General features: G+C 72.8%; 18 protein-coding genes and 1 pseudogene. 8 read left to right on the top strand and 11 right to left on the bottom strand.

All coding sequences use genetic code 11. From position 1 onward, the window contains the following. Positions 1-13: 13 nt before the first annotated feature. Both F9C41_RS28900 and F9C41_RS28895 read right to left on the bottom strand, forming a co-directional pair. Complete coding sequence (locus F9C41_RS28900; RefSeq protein ID WP_155389978.1) at positions 14-250, bottom strand: glutaredoxin family protein; 237 nt, start codon at positions 248-250, stop codon at positions 14-16. 49 nt (positions 251-299) lie between these two features. Further along, entirely contained in the window at positions 300-1,808 is a 1,509-nt protein-coding gene (locus F9C41_RS28895; RefSeq protein ID WP_155389977.1) for a class I adenylate-forming enzyme family protein, read from the bottom strand. Between the two features lie 556 nt (positions 1,809-2,364). On the opposite strand from F9C41_RS28895, the gene F9C41_RS28890 reads away from it, so the two are divergent. From F9C41_RS28890 to F9C41_RS28875, 4 genes and pseudogenes are all read left to right on the top strand, one after another. Then, positions 2,365-3,174 (top strand): ECF subfamily RNA polymerase sigma factor, BldN family, encoded by an 810-nt coding sequence (locus tag F9C41_RS28890; protein ID WP_407924746.1) that lies wholly within the window; start codon positions 2,365-2,367, stop codon positions 3,172-3,174. 142 nt (positions 3,175-3,316) lie between these two features. Further along, a pseudogene (locus F9C41_RS28885) lies at positions 3,317-4,156 on the top strand (DUF5667 domain-containing protein); the annotation flags it as partial. Positions 4,157-4,616: 460 nt separating this feature from the next. Continuing rightward, on the top strand, positions 4,617-5,426 hold the full coding sequence (locus F9C41_RS28880) for an HAD family hydrolase (protein ID WP_230690105.1): 810 nt from the start codon (positions 4,617-4,619) through the stop codon (positions 5,424-5,426). Further along, positions 5,423-6,574, top strand: coding sequence for a TolB-like translocation protein (locus tag F9C41_RS28875; protein WP_155389974.1), 1,152 nt, complete (start codon positions 5,423-5,425; stop codon positions 6,572-6,574). The genes F9C41_RS28880 and F9C41_RS28875 overlap by 4 nt, the downstream gene beginning before the upstream one ends. Before the next feature lie 9 nt (positions 6,575-6,583). Here the strand turns inward: F9C41_RS28875 and F9C41_RS28870 are convergent, their stop codons facing one another. From F9C41_RS28870 to F9C41_RS28840, 7 genes are all read right to left on the bottom strand, one after another. Beyond that, complete coding sequence (locus tag F9C41_RS28870) at positions 6,584-7,444, bottom strand: lysophospholipid acyltransferase family protein (protein ID WP_155389973.1); 861 nt, start codon at positions 7,442-7,444, stop codon at positions 6,584-6,586. After that, complete coding sequence (locus F9C41_RS28865) at positions 7,441-8,529, bottom strand: NAD-dependent epimerase/dehydratase family protein (protein WP_155389972.1); 1,089 nt, start codon at positions 8,527-8,529, stop codon at positions 7,441-7,443. The genes F9C41_RS28870 and F9C41_RS28865 overlap by 4 nt, the downstream gene beginning before the upstream one ends. A gap of 177 nt (positions 8,530-8,706) precedes the next feature. Next, positions 8,707-8,808: a 30S ribosomal protein bS22 gene (locus F9C41_RS28860; RefSeq protein WP_007465623.1), complete on the bottom strand. Its 102-nt coding sequence runs from the start codon at positions 8,806-8,808 to the stop codon at positions 8,707-8,709. Positions 8,809-8,908: 100 nt separating this feature from the next. After that, complete coding sequence (locus F9C41_RS28855) at positions 8,909-9,118, bottom strand: helix-turn-helix domain-containing protein (RefSeq protein WP_120321539.1); 210 nt, start codon at positions 9,116-9,118, stop codon at positions 8,909-8,911. A gap of 156 nt (positions 9,119-9,274) precedes the next feature. Further along, positions 9,275-11,116 (bottom strand): hypothetical protein, encoded by a 1,842-nt coding sequence (locus tag F9C41_RS28850; protein ID WP_155389971.1) that lies wholly within the window; start codon positions 11,114-11,116, stop codon positions 9,275-9,277. 130 nt (positions 11,117-11,246) lie between these two features. Next, entirely contained in the window at positions 11,247-12,707 is a 1,461-nt protein-coding gene (locus F9C41_RS28845) for a hypothetical protein (protein ID WP_155389970.1), read from the bottom strand. Positions 12,708-12,755: 48 nt separating this feature from the next. Continuing rightward, positions 12,756-13,712 (bottom strand): proline dehydrogenase family protein, encoded by a 957-nt coding sequence (locus tag F9C41_RS28840; RefSeq protein WP_155389969.1) that lies wholly within the window; start codon positions 13,710-13,712, stop codon positions 12,756-12,758. A gap of 120 nt (positions 13,713-13,832) precedes the next feature. Here F9C41_RS28840 and F9C41_RS28835 point away from each other — a divergent pair, with 120 nt between their 5' ends. From F9C41_RS28835 to F9C41_RS28825, 3 genes are read left to right on the top strand one after another with little or no spacing between them, the layout of a single operon-like run. Beyond that, the gene (locus tag F9C41_RS28835) at positions 13,833-14,072 is read left to right on the top strand and encodes a hypothetical protein (protein ID WP_230690101.1); all 240 of its coding nucleotides are present in this window, start codon (positions 13,833-13,835) and stop codon (positions 14,070-14,072) included. Between the two features lie 6 nt (positions 14,073-14,078). Further along, a complete protein-coding gene (locus F9C41_RS28830; protein WP_155389968.1) occupies positions 14,079-15,245 on the top strand; it encodes a glutathionylspermidine synthase family protein in 1,167 nt (388 codons plus the stop codon). A gap of 18 nt (positions 15,246-15,263) precedes the next feature. Then, a complete protein-coding gene (locus F9C41_RS28825) occupies positions 15,264-15,857 on the top strand; it encodes a CGNR zinc finger domain-containing protein (protein ID WP_155389967.1) in 594 nt (197 codons plus the stop codon). Positions 15,858-15,909: 52 nt separating this feature from the next. On the opposite strand, the gene F9C41_RS28820 is transcribed toward F9C41_RS28825, so the two are convergent. Together F9C41_RS28820 and F9C41_RS28815 are read right to left on the bottom strand one after the other, a co-directional pair. Then, entirely contained in the window at positions 15,910-16,713 is an 804-nt protein-coding gene (locus tag F9C41_RS28820) for a sugar phosphate isomerase/epimerase family protein (RefSeq protein ID WP_230690100.1), read from the bottom strand. Between the two features lie 20 nt (positions 16,714-16,733). Then, on the bottom strand, positions 16,734-17,660 hold the full coding sequence (locus F9C41_RS28815) for a Ppx/GppA phosphatase family protein (RefSeq protein ID WP_155389965.1): 927 nt from the start codon (positions 17,658-17,660) through the stop codon (positions 16,734-16,736). A 43-nt stretch (positions 17,661-17,703) separates the two neighbouring features. On the opposite strand from F9C41_RS28815, the gene F9C41_RS28810 reads away from it, so the two are divergent. Then, on the top strand, positions 17,704-18,534 hold the full coding sequence (locus F9C41_RS28810; protein ID WP_230690099.1) for a hypothetical protein: 831 nt from the start codon (positions 17,704-17,706) through the stop codon (positions 18,532-18,534). Position 18,535 lies beyond the last annotated feature (1 nt).

Below are 18,535 nucleotides of genomic sequence, written 5' to 3'. Positions count from 1 at the left end.
CGGCCCGCGGGGGTCAGGCGGACTGCCGCCCGGCCAGGTCGCGGCGCAGCCGCTGCTCCTCCACCCGCCAGTAGCCGTGCTCCCGGCCGTCCAGCATGATCACCGGGATGCGGTCGCCGTACTCGGCCTCCAGCTCCCGGTCCCCGGAGATGTCGATCTCCTCGAACGGCTCGCCGATGCGCTCCAGCACCGCCACCGCGTCCTCGCACAGGTGGCAGCCGGGCCGGGTGTAGAGAGTCAGTCGGGTCACGCCGCCATCCTCTCAAGGAGCCCGTGACATGCGGCGCGGGCTCCGCGTGTCACAGCAGCCCCTTGCGCACCTTGCCGATGACCGAGTAGGGCAGCGTCTCGGCGAACTCGATCTCGCTCGGGCACTTGAACCGGGCCAGGTTGCGGGCGCAGTGCGCGGCCAGCTCCGCTGCGGTGACCTCGGCGCGCGGGGCGGGCACCACCACGGCCCGCACCTGCTGGCCGGTCATCGGGTGCGGCGCGCCGAGCACGGCCGCCTGGGCCACGCCCGGGTGCGCCAGCAGCACCTGCTCCACCTCGGCCGGATACACGTTGAAGCCGCTCACCAGGATCAGCTCGCCGAGCCGGTCGACCAGGAACAGGTCGCCGTCACCGTCGGCGTACGCCACGTCGCGGGTGGGCCACCAGCCCTCGGCGTCCGGGCCGCCCCGGCCGTCGGGCCAGTATCCGGCGAACAGGTTCTCCCCGCGGACCACGATCTCGCCCGGGTCGGTGCCCGGCGAGTCCGGCACGTCGAGGTCCAGCTCGTCCTCGTCGTCCGCGCCCAGCGGCTCCCCGCCCCGCCACACGTCCTCGCCGGCCCGGTTCACCAGGCGCAGCTCGACGCCCGGCAGCGGCCGGCCGATGGCGCCCGGCTTGGCCGACGGGGCGGCGACGGTGGAGGCCAGCACCGGCGCGGTCTCGGTGAGCCCGTAGCCGACCTGCACGGTGTGCCCGGTCAGCGCGGTGAAGCGGGCCGCCGCGGCCGGCTCCAGGGCCGCCGCGCCGCACACCGCGAGCCGCACCGAGCGCAGCAGCTCGCCGATGTCCGGCACCGCGCTCCAGGCCAGGAACATCGGCGGCACGCCGACCAGCACGCTCACCCGGTGCTCGGCGATCAGCGCGGCGGAGCCGGCGGGGTCGAAGTCGGCGATCAGCACGCCCGCCGCGCCGTGGAACAGCACCGAGCCGAGGCCGGTGTTGAGGCCGTACGCGTGGAACAGCGGCAGCGCCAGCAGCACCGTGTCGTCCGGGCCGACCAGCGGCGGCTCGACGGCGGCCAGCTGCCGGTGGTTGGCCAGCAGCGCCGTGTGCGGCAGCATCGCGCCCTTGGGCACGCCCTCGGTGCCTGAGGTGTAGAGCAGCAGCGCCAGGCCGTCACCGGCGTCCTCGGCGGGTGCGGCGCCCGCGGCCACCGGCAGCGCGGTCAGCGGGTGCGCCACCGCGTCGGCGATCCCGGCCAGCAGCTCCTGGGGGGCGACCAGCGCCTGCGCTCCGCTGTCGGCCAGCACGTGGCGCAGCTCGCGCGGGGTGAACCCGGGGTTGCAGGGCACCGCGACCAGGCCCGCCCGCAGCACGGCCAGCAGGGCGACGGTGAAGTCGAGGTCGTTGCGCAGGGCGATCGCGACACGCGCGGGAAAACCGGCCGAGGCGGGCAGTGCCAGCGCGAGCAGGCCGCGCGCCGCGGCGTCGACCCGGGCGTCCCACTCCGCCCAGGTCAGGGTGTCCTCATCCGCGCGCAGCGCGATGCGGTCCGGGGTCACGGCGGCGTGCTGGCGCAGCAGTGTGGCGAGGTTCACGGTGGCTGAGTTTTCCACAGCCCGGCCCGCGAGCCCACCCCCGCGTTCACCGTCCTGACACGACGCCGACACGGGAGTCGGCTGTCACGGCACTACACGGGCATCACCCGGCCGGGTGAGCGACTCGAAACTTTCGGTCAGGCACGCGGACCAGCGCACAACGTGTGCGACGACACCTACGGGTAGCGGTGCAACATTTCGGTCCGGCGTGTAACTGACTCCACACCGCTGGGTGAGTTGGGGCCTTTATAGTCCTCAGGGTCGGCTCACCCTTTTTGCCATGAGTCGACACCCCTCAGCCTGAGGAGGCCTTTGTGCCGTTTATCGCACTGAACGAGTACCTCATGGGTGTTCAGCGGCTTATGGTGGAGATTGCCCGGTATGCCGGGGGACGCGTGCGTCCTCCGCAGTACCGGGGCGGATCGGTCTGGGGGCACGCGGAGGTGGCGGGATGAGTTCTCTGTTGTTCGGCGATGAGCTGGTCACCAGCGAAGTGGCGGCGGCTCGCCGGGCCCTGGTCGACGGCCTGACGTTGCTCCGTACTTCGCTCAACGAAATGCTGGCCACGGCGGTACGAGGCGATGGCGGGACGCAGCGGATCCGCACCCGTCAGACCAACGACGCCACGGCCCGGCACCAGCCCCCCGGCACCAAGCCGGTGGGCGGGCGGGTCAACGGGCGCAGCGCCCCGACCCAGGCCAGCGGCTCCGCCGTGGAGGCCGGTGAGACCCAGGTGCTGCCCGCCGTCGAGGAGGGCGGCACCGGCGGCACCGGCTACCCCGACCGGCCCGATCCCAGCGACGCCGCACACGAGGTGTGGACCCTGGTCGAGCGGGCCCAGCAGGGCGACTCCGAGGCGTTCGGGCTCATCTACGACCGGTACGTCGACACCGTGTTCCGGTTCATCTACTTCCGGGTCGGCAACCGGCCGCTGGCCGAGGACCTGACCTCGGACACCTTCCTGCGCGCGCTCAAGCGCATCAGCAGCTTCACCTGGCAGGGCCGCGACCTGGGCGCGTGGCTGGTCACCATCGCCCGCAACCTGGTCGCCGACCACTTCAAGTCCGGCCGGTACCGGCTGGAGGTCACCACGGGCGACGTCCTGGACGCCGACCGGGAGGACCGGGGCCCCGAGGGCAGCCCCGAGACGGCGGTGGTGGACCACATCACGAACGTGGCGCTGCTGACCGCGGTCAAGCAGCTCAACCCCGAGCAGCAGGAGTGCATCGTGCTGCGCTTCCTCCAGGGCTTCTCGGTGGCGGAGACCGCGCAGTCGATGGGCAAGAACGAGGGCGCCATCAAGGCCCTCCAGTACCGCGCCGTCCGCGCGCTCGCCCGCCTGTTGCCCGAGGGGTTCCAGCCGTGAATGTGACTCACATCACCATGGGTGCCCCGTCACCCCTGACGGCCGTAACTGATCGTGCCCTGATCCAGTTTGACCGGGTGCGAGCGGCATTCTCTGCGTTCGCCGTAACCATCACCGCGATCAGCGAAGGGGGGTGCCCGCGGTGAACAACATTTCCCTGTTCGATCGTGGGCGTGCCGAGCGCTTCGCCCAGTTGCTCGACGAGGCCAACGGCGGCCGCCGTCACCACACCCGGTCCCGCCTCGACGGCCAGCTCACCGAGCTGGTCACCGTCGGTCAGCAGCTGCGCACCGTGGCTCTGCCCGGCGTACCCGAGGCGACGTTCAAACGAGACCTGCGCGCTCAGCTGATCGCCACCGCGGAACGCGACGGCATCGGCGTCACCGCTCGGCCCGAGGTCGAGGACCAGCGCGCGAGCGCTCCGTGGTCGGCCCGCAGGCCGGGCCGGGTCCGCGCCCGTGGGGCGATCGTCATCGGCATCGCCGCGGGCACGCTGGCGCTGTCCGGCGTGTCGGTGGCCAGCGGTGAGGCGATCCCCGGCGACGCCCTCTACGGCGTCAAGCGGCAGACCGAGAAGGCCCAGCTCGCGCTGGCCGGCTCGGACCTGTCCCGCGGCCGGCTCTACCTCGAGTTCGCCCGCACCCGCCTGTCGGAGGCGCACGCCGTGCGCACCGACGCCACCGGGTTCGGGGCCGCGCTCACGGACATGGACAGCGACACCACGCAGGGCATCCGGATGCTGATCACGTCCGCGATGGCGCGGCGCGACACGTCCGCCCTGGACGCGGTGGACCGCTTCGTCGCCGACCAGCGCATGCTCGTCGGGCAGCTGCTCGACGGCAGCACCGACCGGGAGAAGGTCACCGGCTCGCTGTCGCTGCTGGACCGGATCGAGAAGCGCTCCGCGGCGGCCCGTACGGCGCTGGCCTGCGGCGCGGGTTCGACCGGCAGCGACCGGTTCGGCTCCGTGCCCGGTGCCTGCGCCAACGCGATCAGCCAGCCGTCGCGGCCGGAGCAGCAGCAGACGCAACCGGCGCAGACCAAGGAGAACGCCAAGCCGGGCACCGAGGGAAGCCCCGCCGCCCCGCAGGCGTCGGTCGCGCCGAGCGCCTCGGCCTCGCCCGCGGCCACCGAGGGCGAGCCGGAGCAGACGCAGGACGAGGGCCTGCTCGACGAGCTGGGCCGGATCCTCGGCGGCCTGCTCGGCTAGCTCGCACAGACGGATCACAGGGGCGCGGCTGCCGGCAACGGCGTCGCGCCCCTACTGTGTGCGGCGGCCTGCGACGCATACGCTCTAGCCGTCCGGAACGCGGACTCACCGGCACCCCGGCGCACCGTGTTCCCCGCAGAAGGAGGGCCCGATGGCACGTCGTCGCAGTCCGGCGCAGCCGATCGCCGCCGTCGGCGCGGCGTTGCCGCCGATGCCCCCGTCCGTCGTGCCGATGCCCCTGGCCGAGCCGGCCGCCCTGGTCGCCGACCGTACCGGGGCCGCGTTCTTCGACGTCGACAACACGATGATGCAGGGCGCCTCGCTCTACTACTTCGCCCGCGGTCTCGCCTCACGGCGCTACTTCACCACCATCGACCTGGCCAAGTTCGCCATCAGCCAGGCCCGGTTCCGGCTGCTGGCCGCCGAGCACTCCGGCGACATCGCGCAGGCCCGCGAGGCGGCGCTCGCCTTCATCGAAGGCTGGAAGGTCGACGACGTGCAGCGGCTCAGCGAGGAGATCTTCGACGAGCTGATGGCCGACCGGATCTGGTCCGGCACCCGCGCGCTCGCCGACCAGCACCTCGCCGCGGGCCAACGGGTGTGGCTGGTCACCGCCGCGCCCGTGGAGCTGGGCCGGGTCATCGCCGCGCGGCTCGGCCTCACCGGCGCGCTGGGCACGGTCGCCGAGATCCGCGACGGGGCGTACACGGGCCGCCTGGTCGGCGAGATGATGCACGGACCGGCCAAGGCGCACGCCATCGAGGCGCTGGCCGCCGCGGAGGGCCTGGACCTGACCCGGTGCACCGCGTACAGCGACTCCATCAACGACGTGCCGATGCTGACCAGCGTCGGCCGCGCGGTCGCCGTCAACCCCGACAGCGCGCTGCGCCGGATGGCCCGTGCCCAGGGCTGGGACATCCGCGACTTCCGCTCCGGGCGCAAGGCCGCCAAGGTCGCCGTCCCGGTCGCGCTCGGCGCGGGCGTGCTGGCCGGCGCGGTCGCGGGTGGCATGGCGCTGAGCCGCCGCCGGAAGAAGACGTGACCCGGTCCGCACCGCGCGGCTCCGCACCGCCACCCGAGGACCCGGTGCCGCCCGGACGGCACCGGCATCCGGCCACCCTGCCGGTGACCCGTGCCGTGGCACTGGGCGCCGCGCTGACCGCGGCGGCCGTCATGCTCGCGCTGAGCCCGCAGCAGCCCGCCCCGCCGCGTTCGGCCGAGCCCGCGCTCACCGAGGCGTACCCGACCGCCACCGTGCGGGACACCCCCGGCATGCTGGCCGACGGGTCCGTGTACAGCCCGCTCTACTTCGTCAGCGCGACCGCGTCCGTCGGCACCGCGCCGTCCGCCGGCGGCGACGACGTGCGCCTGCTGCTGCGCGACGGGGGCCGGGAGCGCGAGCTGCGCCGGACGCCCAAGGACAGCGCCGCCGAGTTCGCCGGGTTCACCAGCGACGGCACCATCCTGGCCTGGGTGGAGCTGAGCGGCGACGCCGGCGGCGCGGGCCGCACCGGCATCTGGACCGCCCGGCTGGACGGCGGCGCGCCACAGCTGGTCACCGCCGACACCGGCGCCGTTATGCTCTTCGACAAGCAGGGCGACCTGGCCCTGCACGACGGGCAGCTGAGCTGGATGGCCGACGCCGGCAAGCCCGGCTACTCCGCGATCTACACGGTGCCGCTGGCGGGCGGCAGACCCGTCGTGCGGGAGCTGGCCGGCGGGTATGCCATCAGCGCCTGGCCGTGGCTGGTCAGCGAGGCGGTGGCGGACGCGGGCGCGATCGAGCTGAACAATCCCCAGACGGCGGAACGGATCCTGGTCGGGGTGCAGGCCGGTGAGCTGATGACCTGCTCGGCCACCTGGTGCCGGTCACTGATCATCGGCAGCACCGAGGCGTCCACGGTCATCGAGCTGATGCGTCCCGACGGCTCCGAGCGCCTGCGCACGGCGACCGGCGCGGTCTCGTCGGCCACCACGGACGTCGCGGTGCTGGACCGGTTCGAGGTGTACACCCGGACCACGCAGGGCCTGACCACCACCCGCGTCATGCTCTACGACCTGAAGACCCGCAGCCCCGCCCTGGTCACCGCGAACGCGGGCCGGGTCGCCTGCCGCGGCGGCGTGCTCTGGTGGTCCACCGGCGACAACGAGACGCTGCTCTGGCACGCCCTGGATCTGCGCATGTTGTAGCGCGGCGGATCACGCGGCGAACGGGTCCGGACGCAGTTCGAGGGTCTCGTGGAGCATGGTCTGGATGGTCTCGCGGACCTGGTCGGCGAGGTTGAAGACGACCGCGGGGTCGTCGGCGCCGTCGGCGTACGGCGTGGTGTCGATGGGCTCGCCGAAGCGGATCAGCCACTTGCTCGGCAACGGCACCAGGCCCAGCGGGCCCAGCCACGGGAACGTCGGGGTGACCGGGAAGTACGGCACGCCGATCAGCCGGGCCAGCGGCTTGATGTTGCCGAGCAGCGGGTAGATCTCCTCCGCGCCGACGATGGCCACCGGCACGATGGGCTTGCCGGTGCGCAGCGCCGCCGACACGAAGCCCCCGCGGCCGAAGCGCTGCAGCTTGTACCGGTCGACGAAGCGCTTGCCGACGCCCTTGAACCCTTCCGGGAAGACGCCCACGAGCTCCTCGGCGTGCAGCAGCCGCTCCACGTCCGGGTTGCAGGCCAGCGTGGCGCCCGACTTGCGGGCCAGTTCCGACACGAACGGCATGCGGAACACGAAGTCCGCGCCGAGCAGCCGCAGGTGCCGGTGGGCCGGGTGCTCGTCGTGGCAGGCGACCGACAGCATCAGCGCGTCCAGCGCGACGGTGCCGGAGTGGTTGCCGACGACCAGCGCGCCGCCCTCGGCGGGCAGGTTCTTGACGTCGATCACCTCGGTGCGGAACCAGCGGCGGTAGAGCTGGCGCAGCACCGGCTGGAAGACCTGCTCGGTCAGCTCGGGGTCGAACCCGAACTCGTCGACCTGGTACTGCCCGGACAGCCTGCGGCGCAGGAACGCCAGGCCCGCGGCGACCCGCTCGTCGAACTCGTCGTCGACCTCGGGGACGGTCACCTGCCTGCCCTCCCCTGCTTGTCGCGCACCGACCTGATCATGTCGAGCAGCCGCTGCTCGGTCGCGGCCACCAGCGCGGGCGTGACGACCGCGCCGCCCTTCTGGGCGCGGACGAAGTCGTCGAAGGCGTCGGCCGTCGTGCGGGGCGTGAAGCCATACTGCCGGACCAGCTTGGCGGTGTCGACCACGCGGCCGTGCACGAACAGGTCGACCTGGTCCAGGCTCAGCCCGGCCACCCCGCGGCCGAACGAGGCGGCGGCGTGCATGGCCGGCTCCAGCACCGGCAGCGCGATGCGGCCCGACCGGCGCACCGCCTGGGACAGGGTCAGCGTGCCGGGCCCGGCCACGTTGAAGGTGCCCTGGTGGTCCTCCAGCACCGAGCGGCGCAGGATCTCCAGCGCGTCGTCGACGTGGATGAACTGCAGTCGCGGGTCCCGCCCGAGCACCGTCGGCACCGCCGGGCGGGCCAGGAACTTCAGCAGCGCGGTGTCGGCCTGCGGGCCGATGAACGGGGCGAAGCGCAGCACCGTGGTGGTGACCTCGGGCCGCCGGCGGCGGAAGCCGCGCACGTACGACTCGATGTCGAGGATGTCGCGCCCGTAGCCGCCGCGCGGGGCGTCGCGAGGTTCGGTGTCCTCGGTGAACACGGCCGGGTCGCGGAACGAGACGCCGTACGCCGCGGTCGACGAGCGCACCACGAGCCGGCGCAGCGACGGCATCTGCTGGCAGGCGGCCAGCAGTTGGAGCGTGCCGATGACGTTCTGGTCCTTCATCGCGGCCCGCCCGCCGGCGTCCGGATCGGGCGAGGAGACCACGGCGAGGTGCACGAGCGCCTCAGCGCCCAGCTTGACCAGGGAGGACGCACCCCCGGTCAGGTCGACCCGGCGCACCGCGACGTCGCGCAGCAGTGGCGCGAGCTCGTCGGGCGGATCGACCCGGTCCACCCCGACCACCTTGTGGACCCGGGGGTCCGCGGCGATCCGGGCGGCGATGGTCGCACCGAGGAACCGGCTGACGCCGGTGACGATGACGACCCGGGGAGCGCGTGCGCGATCGGCGGCGGAGCCGTTGGCGACCGCGGTCATGACGCGCCTCCCCGGGGCGGCGAAGAATGAAGAGGAGCACCGCGTCTCCCGCGGGCCATACGGCCCGCAGCAGGTCGACGCGGGACTGCGCCCGAGCTGCCGACACCGCCGGTTCGCCGGAGGAGCGCACGAGGGCGCCGCGAACCGGCCCGGTGGCTCAGCGCCGGGGCGCGGACCTCACTTGCCGAGACGGCGACGCTGGACGCGGGTCTTGCGCAGCAGCTTGCGGTGCTTCTTCTTCGCCATACGCTTGCGGCGCTTCTTGACCACGGAGCCCATACGGCATCCCCTCGAAGTTGACGGTGGTGGAACCCGTTCAGGGTAGCCGAGCAGCCGCGAGCGCACTGCCAGGGGTCACCGTCAGGGTGAGCCGGGATACCTATTGCTCCGAGAACGCGCCCCGCAGGTACTCCTGAACCGCCTGCTCAGGGACCCGGAAAGAGCGGCCGACCCGGACGGCGGACAGCTCTCCCGAGTGAACCAGGCGGTAGACGGTCATCTTCGACACCCGCATCAGGGTCGCCACCTCGGCGACGGTGAGGAATCTGACCTCCGCCAGTCGTGCGTCCTGTCGCGTCGATCCGATCATGAGCAGGCCCACCTCCTCCGGTACAGGCCGCGCCGCGGGGGCGCGCCGTGATCGCGGCCGGTGTCGCGAGCACGGATTCCTGTGTAATGAGTACGGTACCGGGACGGTTGTGACCGATGCGAGCCTTTCGTCAAGATCGGGCCGAGTACGGCATGTTCAGGCGACGCTGTGACGGATGAAGTCGGCGCATTCGCGCTCCAGCTCGGGCCACTCCACGCCCAGCGTCTCCCGGGCCGCCACCGGCACCGTCAGGCCGTCGTGGACCACCTTGTGGAAGAACTCGACCAGGCTCGCCTCGCCGAACCGGTCCGCCAGGTGCCGTACGGCCAGCGCGCTCATGCCGTACCGGGCCGAGACGATCCAGCCCTTCGTGCCCTTGGGCGGGTTCGCGAACTCCACGTCGCCGTTCCAGCCGTCCTCGACCAGCTGCCGGATGGCGGGCAACCGCAGGTAGTCGCGCACCCGGGCGCCGTCCATCAGGGCGTACTCGGCCAGGCCCTCGTGTAGCCACCACATGGTGTCGCCGTCCTTGAACGGCCCGGCCAGCGAGGCCGCGTGGGTCAGCTCGTGGCGCAGCACCCCGCCCAGCACCTCCGGCGTGATGTTGTCGTCGTAGAGCATCAGCTCCCAGCGCTCCACGCTCACCCGCAGCGCGACGCCGGAGACGGTGTCCCCGGGGTTCCAGGTGAACCAGCGCCGCCACTCGCCCGAGCCGGCGTAGTAGACGACGTACCGCGACGGGACCGCGTCCGCGCGGGCGAACCGGTCGGCGACCTTGGCCGCCTTCTCCGCCTCGGCCACCAGTGTCGGCAGCTCGCCCGCGTACTCGGGCGTGGTCGCCACCACGGTGCGCTCACCGGCGTCGGCGACCAGTTCCGCGATCTGCCACGGGTGCGGCGACGGCTGTTCGGCGACCGGCTTCCACTCGGTCAGCCAGGCCCGCCCGTCGCGGATGCGCCACCGGGCCTGCGCCCGCGCACCGGCCTTCGCGCAGGTCGGTGTCACGAAACAGGGCGTGCCGCGCAGCTCGGTCGACCACTGCTCGCCGCCGTCGGCCGACACGGGGGTCGGATTGCTCGGCTCCTCCGTCCACCCCGCCACCCGCATCGCGCGCAGCGACCGGAACTGCGTGCGCATCCCGTCCAGCACCTGCGGCGCGGCCGTGTCGACCACGGACAGGTAACCCGCCTCGTCACCGGCCAGCAGCGCCCGGCCCTGCACGGTCAGGGCCGTCCCGATCCGGTCCTTGATCCACGCCTGCCGGGTGGCGAACGGGGCGTTCGCGCCGGGGCTCGGCGCGCCGGTCGGTCCGGCGCCGCCGACCCGGTTCTTCAGCCACGGGAACGCCAGCACGGCGAGCCCGCCCGCGATGAGGCAGACCACCACCAGCACGAAGGCGACGATCGCGAGCAGCCGACCCCAGCGCCGCCGCGGCCGCGCCGGCGGTCCGACCTGCGGCCAGCTCGCCGGATGGCCGCCCGGCGCACCGGACGCGGGAAACTGCGGATACCCCGCGGGCGTCCCGGACACCGGATAACCGCCCGGCGTCGCCGAGGCCGGGTACCCGCCCGGGACCGCCGATACCGGCGATGCCGGGTAAACCGATACCGGCGATGCCGGGTAACCGGCAGGTGCCGACGAAACCGGCGGTGACGGGTAACCGGCGGGTGCCGCGGAGACCGGCGGCATCGGCGTGGGCGGCGGCACGAAGGTGGCCTCCGCCTGCGGGAGGTACCCGGCCAGCGGGAGGGTCGGCGGCTCGACCTGGGACGGCGCGTACCCGGCCAGCGGCGCGGTGGGCTGCTCGTCGTCGGGTGGCGCGGCGGAGTGGGCCGCCGCGATCACCGCGGCAGGAGTGGGATCCTCCTCGTCGAGCGGCAGGAGTTCGGGGGCGCTGCGCGCCCAGGGGTCCACGGCCCCCGTGCCGGTCTCGTCGGGCGAGCGTCGATCGGCGGGCGGGGGCCAACCGGCGGAGTGGGTCTCGTCCTCGGGGGGCACGGACGTGGAGGCTACCAACGGGTTGCTGCCACGGGTAGGGCTCACGGCCGTCGAATCCGGTATGAGCGGCATGGGCGATCCAGACCGTACGCCCGATTCGCCCGTCTTCAGCCCGCCCTCGTGCCGCCGGTCAGCGGGCGGTACGGCGCACGTAGTCGGCCAGGTCCTTCTGCGCCACCGCCCAGCTCACGCCGAGCGACTCCGGCGCGGCCAGCGCCGGCTCCCGGCGCTGGTGCAGCACGTTCTTGAAGAACGCCATCGCCTTGGCGAACCCGAACCGGGCGACCAGCCGGTGCACCGCGAGGTAGGCGACGCCGTAGCGCGCGGCGACCTCCCCGTCCGGGGTGTCGTCTTCCGGCGCGATGAGCGCGAGGTCGCGTTGCCACGTCTTCACGAACTTGCGCACCTCGTCCAGCGCCGGGTACCTCGCCGGCTGCGCCCCGTTCATCGCGGCCTCCTCGGCCAAGCCCTCCACCAGCCACCAGGCGCCGTAGCCACCGGACGAACCGGCCAGCGACGAGGCGTGCGTCAGCTCGTGCCGCATCAGCTCGCCCAGGCCCGCCTGCAGGAGGTAGTCGCCGTTGAGGACGAGTTCGTAGCGGTCCGCGGTCACCTGTAGGGCGTAACCGCCGACCCAGTCCGGCAGCTTGCCGCCGTACCAGCGCTCCCACTCGCGGCTGTCGGCGTAGTACACCGGGTAGCGGACGGGTGCGGTGCCGACGGCGTACCGGTCGGCGACCTTCGCGGCGTTCTCCGCCTCCCGGAGCAGGGTGGGCAGTTGCCGGGCGTAGACGGGGGTGGTCGCGACCACGGTGCGCGCGCCGGCCAGCGCGACGAGTTCGTCGGTCTGCCAGGGCGGGCCGCCGTCCTTCTCGCCCGGTTCCCAGTGGACCATCACCGCCCGGTCGTCCTCGATGCGCCAGCGCATGACCGCGGGCGTCCGCGACTCGGGGCACGTGGGGACGACGAAGCACGGGGTGCTGCTCAACCGGACCGTCCACTCGTCGCCGGTGGGGCTCGGCTGGTATCCGCGGTCGCTCCACGCCGCGACCTGCATCGCGCGCAGCGAGCGGAACTGGATCCGCAACCCGTCCAGGGCGCCGGTCGCGGTCGGCTCGACCACCGACAGGTAGCCGCGCTCGTCACCGCCGAGCAGGGCCTTGTGCTGCACGGCGAGCGCCGCGTCGATGCGCTCCTTGGCCCAGGCCTGGCGCACGCTCAGCGGGTCACCGGGCCGCGGGCTGGGGGCACCCGTGCCGGACGTGCCGCCGCCTGCCGCGGCGAGCTGCTCCAGCACCGGCGGGACCAGCACCACCGCGAGCCCGCCCGCGGCGGCGCAGGCCAGCGTCAGGCCGGTGGCGACCAGCGCGATCACCCGTCCCCAGCGGCGGCGCGGCCGGTGCAGCAGCGCCGGGTCCGGCCACAGCGTGGGGTACGGGTAGGGCACGCCCGGAACCGGCTGCCCGCCCCAGCCCGCAGGTACGGGCGGCGGCCCCGGGACAGCCTGGGGCTGCGCGACGGGCACGGCTGGGGCGGGAGCGGGCGGGAGCGGGGACCCGTCAGCGCTGGGGGCGGGGTCCTCGGCGTTCACGGACGAGGACGCTACCCACCTGCGCGGTCCTGTTGATCAGCCGGACGGTCACTTCTTCGAGATCAGGGCCCGGCCGAAGAAGGCCAGGTTGGCGGGGCGCTCGGCGAGGCGGCGCATCAGGTAGCCGTACCACTCGGTGCCGTAGGGCACATAGACCCGCACCGTGTGCCCGGCCCGGGCCAGACGGGTCTGCTCCTCGGGGCGGATGCCGTAGAGCATCTGGAACTCGAACTCGTCCGGCGAGCGGTCGAACCAGCGGGCCCGGTCCTGCGCGATGGCGATCAGGCGCGGGTCGTGGGTGGCCAGCATCGGGTAGCCCTCGCCCGCCATCAGGATGTTCATGCACCGCACGTACGACTTGTCCACCTCCAGCGGGGCCTGGTAGGCCACGTGCTCGGGCTCCTTGTACGCGCCCTTGCACAGCCGCACCCGCGACCCGGCGGTGGCCAGCTCCCGGCAGTCGCCCTCGGTCCGGCGCAGGTACGCCTGCAGCACCGCGCCCGTGCCCGGGTGGTCGCGGCGCAGCCGGGACAGGATGTCCAAAGTCGAGTCGGTGGTGGTGTGGTCCTCCATGTCCAGGGTGACCGTGGTGCCCAGCGCCGCGGCGGCCTCGCAGATCTCGCGGGCGTTCTTCTCCGCGAGCTGCTCGTCGAAGGCCTGGCCGAGGGCGGACAGCTTCAGGCTGACCTCGGCGGTGGCCACCGTGACGGCCTCGCCCCCGCCGACCTTCGGCGCGGTCAGCCCGGCCTGGCCGAGCCCGGCCAGCAGCTCCAGGTACGCCTCCTTGGTGGCGTTGGCCTGGTCGGCGGTGAGGGTGTCCTCGCCCAGGTTGTCCAGGGTGATGCAGAGTCCGGCGTCCGCGAGCTGCCTGGTGGTGGCGAGCGCCTCGCCGGTTCCGGAGCCGGCGACGAAGCGCCTGACGACGTCGCGGCTGATCGGGGCGGTCTCTACGAGCCGTTCCACCTTCTGGGATCGGGCGGCGGCGAGGATCACGGAGCGAAGCATGAGGGCAGCGTAACCCGCCTGTGCCGGGCGACTCACGGGACTCCTGCCCCATGTATACAAGAACACGCCTCGATATCTCGGTGAAGGAGGGGTTGTATGCGTCGGCTACAAACTTCAGCTGTGAACTCCAACCCGCTCCGCTCCCCCGCCGTGATCATCGGTGGGGTCGTACTGCTCGTCGCCGGCCTGGCCTGTGCGCTGGACGACGATGACGACGACTGCTCGGGTATGCCCTCACCCCAGCAGACCGTCTTCGCCGCCGGCAGCTCCGGCATCCGGCTGGCCGAACCCCCGGCCCCGGTCGAGGCCCTGCCCGATTCGGGCGGCTTCGGCACCCACCTCGCCTCCTGCGGCGGCTGATCGCACGTGCAGCGGCATCAGGTCGAACCCCGCCCGGACTGGCGCGAGACGGTCCGGGCGCAGGGCATGCTCTACGCCGACACCAAGCTCGACGACGGCGCGACCACCCCGTACTGGGACGAGTCGGCCTGCTACTCGTTCACCCTGGACGAGGTGCTGCGGCTGGAGGAGGCGACCGAGGAGCTGCACCGGATGTCGCTGGTGGCCGCCAGGCACGTGGTCGAGCAGGAGCGGTGGGCCGACTTCGGCATCCCGGCCTGGGCCGTGCCCGAGGTGCGCCGGGTGTGGCGGGAGCAGCCGCCGACCCTCTACGGCCGGTTCGACCTGTGGTACGACGGCAGCGGCCCGCCGAAGATGCTGGAGTACAACGCGGACACGCCCACCTCGCTGCTGGAGGCGTCGATCATCCAGTGGTTCTGGCTCACCGACACCCGGCCGGACCTGGACCAGTGGAACAGCCTGCACGAACGCCTCATCGCCGCCTGGCGCAGGCTCGGCCCCGACTTCGCCCCGGGCCCGGTGCACTTCGCGTGGTCGAACCTCGAGGAGACGTTCGAGGACCTGATGACCGTCGGCTACCTGGCCGACACCGCGCACCAGGCGGGCCTGGACGTGCGGGTGACCCCGATGCTCGACATCGCCTGGGACGGGCGGCGCTTCCGCGACAGCGGCGGCGACCCGATCAGCACGATCTTCAAGCTGTACCCGTGGGAGTGGATGGTCGCCGAGCCGTACGGTCGGCTCGCGTTGGACCCGGGCACCCCGACCACCTGGCTCGAGCCGGCCTGGAAGCTGCTGCTGTCGAACAAGGCGCTGCTGGCCGTCCTCTGGGAGCTCTACCCCGAGCACGAACTGCTGCTGCCCGCATACCTGGACGGGCCACGGGACATGGCCGAGTACGTGGCCAAGCCGCTGCTCGGCCGCGAGGGGGCCAATGTGCGGATCGTCACTGCGGCAGGTGAGCAGGTCACGGACGGTATCTACGACACCGGCGGGCACTGCTTCCAGGAGTTCCGTGCGCTGCCGTCGTTTGCGGGCAACCACGTGGTGCTGGGTTCGTGGATCATCGACGGCGAGGCCGCGGGACTGGGGCTACGCGAGAGCACTAGCCTGATCACCGACGGTCACGCCCGGTTCATCCCCCACTATGTTGACACCCCACGCACGCCGTAGGTGCACTACCTTTGTCGGGTGAACTTCGATGCGTACGCCCGAACGGCTGTTGATCTTGTCAACGCGCCGCTGGACGACCTGAGCCAGCTCCGCGCTGTCCTGCCGGGGCCGGACTGGATGTGCGAGGACGCCACCGAACGCGACCTGCAGGCGTTCCGCAAGGCACAACGCCGCCTGCGCGAGGTCTTCGAGCACGGTGCCCACGGCCGCGAACGCGAGGCCGTCGAAGAGCTCAACTCGCTGCTCGAAGCCCATCCGGTGCATCCCCGCATCTCCGGCCACGAGTCGGGGAACTGGCACATCCACGTCACCAGCCGCGGCTCCGCGGTCAGCGCCGAGTACCTCGCCGGCGCCGTCTGGGGCCTGTCCGTGTGGCTCTGCGAGTACGGCAGCGCCCGCTTCGGTGTCTGCGCCGACGACCGGTGCGGCAACGTCTACCTCGACACCTCGTCCAACAACTGCCGCCGCTTCTGCTCCGAGCGCTGCGCCACCCGCTCGCACGTGGCGGCCCACCGCGCCCGCAAGAAGGCCGCGGTCACCGAACTGGCCCACACCAAGGCCCAGCTCAAGCCCGCCGTCCCCCAGCAGGCCACCCTGACCTCCGTCGGCTGACCGGCCTCCTCCGCCAAGGGCCGCTCCCCCTCCGGGTGAGCGGCCCTCTTGCTCAGGAGCGGGTCGGGGCGACGCCCGCGCCCAGGTGCGTACGCGCGAACGCCAGCGCCTCGGCCAGGTCGGCCTCCCGCGCGGCGCGGCTGCCGGCCTTGCGGGTGGCCACCTCCATCGCCACCGAGCCGGTGAACCCGCGCTGCTCCAGCCCCGCCAGCAGGCGGGCACACGGCTGGGTGCCGCGGCCGGGCACCAGATGCTCGTCCCGGCCCTCGCCGGTGCCGTCGCCCAGGTGGACGTGGGCCAGCCCGGCACCCATCGTGTCGGCCATCTCCAGGGCGTCGGACCGCGACGCCGCGCAGTGCGACAGGTCCAGCGTGTAGGAGTCGTAGCCGGCTTCCGTCGGGTCCCAGCCCGGGTGGTACGGCACGACCTGGCGGCGGCCCATGCGCACCGGGTACATGTTCTCCACCGCGATGCGCACCCCGGTGTGCCGGTGCGCCAGCTTGCCCACCGTGTCGGCGAACCCGCGCGCGTAGTCGCGCTGCCAGGTGAACGGCGGATGCACCACGACCGTGGGCGCGCTCAGGGTGTCGGCCAGGATCACCGCGCGGCGCAGCCGCTCCTTCGGGTCGCTGCTCCAGACCCGCTGGGTGACCAGCAGGCAGGGCGCGTGGATCGACAGCACCGGCACGCCGTAGTGCTGGGACAGCCCGCGCAGCGCGCCGGCGTCCTGGCTCACCGCGTCGGTCCACACCATGACCTCGACCCCGTCGTAGCCCAGGGACGCCGCCAGCTCGAATGCGGCGGCGGTGGGCTCGGGAAAGACGGACGAGCTGGACAGGAGCACGGGAACGGACACGTTGTCCAGAGTAGCCCCGGTCACCCCGCCGAGAGCTGATCCAGGCGCGTCAGGATGACGCCCTCGCGCAGCGCCCACGGGCAGATGCGCAGCTCATCGACGCCCAGCCGGCGCATTGCGGCCTCCGCCACAACCGCCCCGGCAAGCAGCTGGTGGGCACGGCTCGCGCTCACTCCGTCCAGTTCGGCCAGACCCGCCGACGGGATCCGCTGGATGAAGTTGCGTACCTGGTGCAGGCCCTGCAGGGTGAGCACCCGGGGGGCCCACAGCCCGTCCCCGCTGGGCGCGGCACCGGCCAGCCGGGCCAGCGACCGGAACGTCTTCGAGGTCGCCGCGGCGATCTCCCAGCCCCGCAGCCCGTCCAGCTCCCGATGCATGAGCTGCTCGTCCACGTAGGACTGCAGCGGAATCAGCTCGGCCGCCCCCGGCGGGTCGGCCTTGAGCCAGCGCCGGCTCAGTCGGCCCGCGCCCAGCGGCAGCGACACCGCCACCGTGGGCTCCTCGTCGATGCCCGCCGCGATCTCCAGGGAGCCGCCGCCGATGTCGAGCACCAGCAGCCGGCCCGCCGACCAGCCGAACCAGCGGCGTACCGCGAGGAAGGTCATCCGGGCCTCGTCCTCGCCGGAGAGCACCCGCAGCTCGACCCCGGTCTCCTCGTGCACCCGGCGCAGGACCTGGGCCGAGTTGGTCGCGTCGCGGACCGCCGAGGTCGCGAACGCCATCAGCTCCTCCGCGCCCTGCTGCTCGGCCGCGGTCTTGGCCTGCTCGCACGCCTTCACCAGCGCGTCCGCCCCGGCGATGGTCAGCTCACCGGCCTCGCCGAGCTGCTCGGCCAGGCGCAACCGCTCCTTCTGGGAGTGCGCGGGCCACGGATGGGCACCGCGGTGCGCATCGACCACCAGCAGATGAACTGTATTGGATCCGACATCGAGGACACCTAGCCGCATGCGCCTACGTTATCGGTGCCCGCCGCCGCCGTAGGCTGGGATCGTGGAGCATGAGGGCGAGACTTCGCTGGACTTCCCGCGGGAGTGGATCGAGTTCGCCGACCCGGCGGACCCGGCCCACCTGATCCGCGCCGACCTGACCTGGCTGCTGTCGCGCTGGACCTGTGTGTTCGGCAGCGCCTGCCGGGGCATCATCGCGGGCCGGGAGGATGAGGGCTGCTGTTCGCACGGCGCCTTCTTCACCGACGCCGACGACGTCAAACGGGTCAAGGCCGCGGTCAAACGCCTGGACAAGACCACCTGGCAGCACCACGTACGCGGCTTCGAGAAGTGGACCGAGCTGGACGAGCTGCACGACGAGAAGCCGGCCCGGCGCACCGCGATCCAGCACGGCCCCGACGGCGAGGAGGGCCCCTGCGTCTTCCTCAACGACGCGGACTTCCCTGGCGGGGGCGGCTGCGCGCTGCACGCCCAGGCGCTGCGCGACGGGGTGCACCCGCTGACCTACAAGCCCGACGTGTGCTGGCAGCTGCCGATCCGCCGGGACCAGCAGTGGGTCAAGCGCCCCGACGACACCAAGATCCTGGTATCGGTCATCGGCGAGTTCGACCGGCGCGGCTGGGGCGCGGGCGGGCACGAGCTGCACTGGTGGTGCACCTCGTCGCCGGACGCGCACGTCGGCGCCGAACCGATGTACGTCAGCTACGGTCCCGAGCTCACCGCGCTGGTCGGCGAGCAGGCATACGCCCGGCTGGCCGAGATGTGCGCCGAGCGCGACAAGCGCGGCCTGGTCGCCGAGCACCCCGCCACGGTCGAGGCGCGCCGCCGCACACCGCTCAAACTCATTGCCCGCCCGGCTAACCTCGATTCATGAG

This window comes from Catellatospora paridis (assembly GCF_009720365.1).
GTDB classification, from domain to species: Bacteria; Actinomycetota; Actinomycetes; order Mycobacteriales; family Micromonosporaceae; genus Catellatospora; species Catellatospora paridis.
Note: the sequence above shows the minus strand (reverse complement) of the source record. Positions and strands in the feature narration are given on the sequence as shown.